Below are 2,455 nucleotides of genomic sequence, written 5' to 3'. Positions count from 1 at the left end.
CTTCTTCGGTGTATGGGCGGCTCTGGCTGCCATCAAATACGTAGTCTGTGGATACATGAATCAGCCCGCAGCCGAGGTGTGAAGCCAGCCGTGCCAGTTGTTCCACCGCATGAAAATTGATTTGATCGCACAATTCGGGTTCGCTTTCGGCTTTGTCCACATTGGTGTAGGCGACAGCGTTGACAATCAGTTCGGGTTGCAGGGACTCGAGCAGTGAAATCAGTTCGGCCGGACGGGTAAAGTCAATTTGTGGATAATCGAGCGCGGTTACTTTACCGAGCGGTTGTAGATCGCGGTTTAATTCCCAACCGAGCTGTCCGATTTTACCCAACAGAACGATGTTTGATTGTGCGACCATGAAAATCACCTTTTTGCAGCGAGATTAATTGAGAAAATTATAACATTGCGCCTGTCAGAACGTTTTGATGTGGTTCGTAGTAAAATCATGACAATGAGCAAAGGTGATGGGTATCAATCTCCGTTCAGCTGGCGGTACGGCTCCCCGGAAATGCGGCAAATTTGGGGGGAGGAAGAAAAACGCCGTCTCTGGCGGCGTATCTGGCTGGCGCTGGCAGAAACGCAGGCCCACTTTGGGCTGGTTGGTGAGGAGCAGGTAAACGACTTGCGCCGTAACGTGGAGAGGATTGATCTGGCGCGCGCGCAGGAAATCGAAGCCCAAATTCACCACGATTTGATGGCGGAATTGAAAACCTTTGCCGAGCAATCACCACTGGGTGGCGCAATATTGCACCTGGGTGCTACTTCGATGGATATCGAGGATAATGCCGAGGTTTTGCGTTTGCGCGTGGCCCTGGATTTGCTTTTGAAACATTTGAAAGGGGTTCTTTCCCTGTTTGCCGAACGGATTGCCCAGACGGCTGAACTGCCGGTGATGGGCTTCACCCATCTGCAGCCGGCTGAGCCGACCACCCTGGGCTACCGGCTGGCATTTTACGCACAGGACCTGCTCACGGAGTGGTGTTCTCTGCGCCAGTTGAGAAATCAGCTGCGCGGCAAGGGATTCAAAGGCGCGGTTGGTACGGCGGCCGCCTATGCGGATTTGATCGGCCTGGAAAATCTGCCGGCATTCGAGGAAATCCTGAGCCATAAACTGGATTTACCCTTTTACGCAGTGACTTCGCAGGTTGCGCCGCGCATGCAGGAATACCGCCTGATCAGCCAGCTGGCCGGAGTGGCAGCGGTGTTGAATAAATTTTCTTTCGACCTGCGCTTTTTACAATCACCGCCGTTGGGGGAGTGGCAGGAGCCATTTGGTGAGCGGCAAGTCGGTTCTTCGGCGATGCCCTTTAAGCGAAATCCGATTCTGGCGGAAAAAGTGAATTCACTGGCGCGTTCGCTGGCGTTGATGCCGCAAGTGGCATGGGGTAATGCCGCCTTTTCGTTGCTAGAGCGGACGCTGGATGATTCTGCCAACCGCCGCTCGCTGCTGCCGGAGAGTTTCCTGATTGCAGAGGAAATGCTGATCACCACCCGGCGCATTTTGAAGGGCTTGCGGTTTGACGAGGCAGCCATTCAACGCAATTTGTACCGCTATGCGCCCTTTGCGGCAACCGAAAGGGTGCTCATGGCGCTGGTTAAGCGGGGCGCAGACCGGCAGGCAATGCACGAGCGCCTGCGCGGTCTTTCACTCGCCGCGTGGCAGGCGGTTCAGAACGGACAGGAAAACCCGCTGCTGGCATTTTTATGTGAGGATGAGCAGATTGGTGCTATTCTCGGCAGCGACCAAGTTAGACAGCTGATGAACGTAGAGGCTTATCTGGGAATTGCCGGGCAGCAGGCACGCCGTTTGGCAGAGCAAATTCGCGAAGAAATCGAGGAGAAAGCAGAGGAGCAAGAAGCATGAAACAGGCAGAAATTGGGATATATGGATTAGGGGTGATGGGCTTTAATCTGGGGCGCAATTTTCAACGCAATGGTTTTCGCGTAGCCGTGTACAACCGTTCGCCGGAAAAAGTGCGTTTATTTGTTGAGCAGCCCGCCCCCGGTGCGACCCCGTTGGGCGCTGCCAGTTTAGCCGAATTAACCGCTATGCTGGAAAGACCCCGTCGGCTGCTGCTGATGCTGCCGGCCGGCAAGACGGTAGACCAGGCGATTGAGGATGTGTTGCCTTATCTGGAACCGGGCGATATTCTGATTGACGGCGGTAATTCGTATTTTCTGGACAGCGATCGGCGCAGTCTGAATCTGGCTGAGAAAGGGATTCACTTTATTGGGATGGGCGTTTCCGGCGGGGAGGAGGGTGCGCTTTGGGGTCCGAGCCTGATGCCGGGGGGTTCGCCGGCGGCCTGGCAGGTATTACAGCCCATGTTGATGGCAGTGGCTGCCAAAGCCGAGGATGGGGCTGCCTGTGTCAGTTACATTGGCCCGCGCGGGGCCGGTCATTATGTCAAAATGGTTCATAACGGCATTGAATACGGCGATATGCAGTTGATCG

General features: G+C 54.9%; 3 protein-coding genes. 2 read left to right on the top strand and 1 reads right to left on the bottom strand.

Annotation, left to right across the window (positions count from 1 at the left end; translation table 11 throughout):
- On the bottom strand, window positions 1-358 hold a 358-nt coding region (locus VAE48_RS05240), incomplete at its 3' end, for an SDR family oxidoreductase (RefSeq protein ID WP_322792265.1).
- A gap of 87 nt (window positions 359-445) precedes the next feature.
- Between VAE48_RS05240 and purB the strand changes: the two genes are divergently transcribed.
- Both purB and VAE48_RS05230 read left to right on the top strand, forming a co-directional pair.
- Window positions 446-1,864 (top strand): adenylosuccinate lyase, encoded by a 1,419-nt coding sequence (gene purB / locus VAE48_RS05235; protein WP_322792264.1) that lies wholly within the window; start codon window positions 446-448, stop codon window positions 1,862-1,864.
- The coding region (locus tag VAE48_RS05230) for an NAD(P)-binding domain-containing protein (protein ID WP_322792263.1) at window positions 1,861-2,455 on the top strand (595 nt) is incomplete at its 3' end. The genes purB and VAE48_RS05230, both read left to right, overlap by 4 nt.

Source organism: Bellilinea sp. (genome assembly GCF_034432615.1).
Lineage (GTDB): Bacteria > Chloroflexota > Anaerolineae > Anaerolineales > Anaerolineaceae > Bellilinea.
This window is presented reverse-complemented; position numbering and strand designations above follow the sequence as displayed.

Bases quoted from the DNA above. Each gene is read 5' to 3' on its own strand.
- purB (WP_322792264.1), top strand. From the start codon at position 446: ATGACAATGAGCAAAGGTGATGGGTATCAATCTCCGTTCAGCTGGCGG.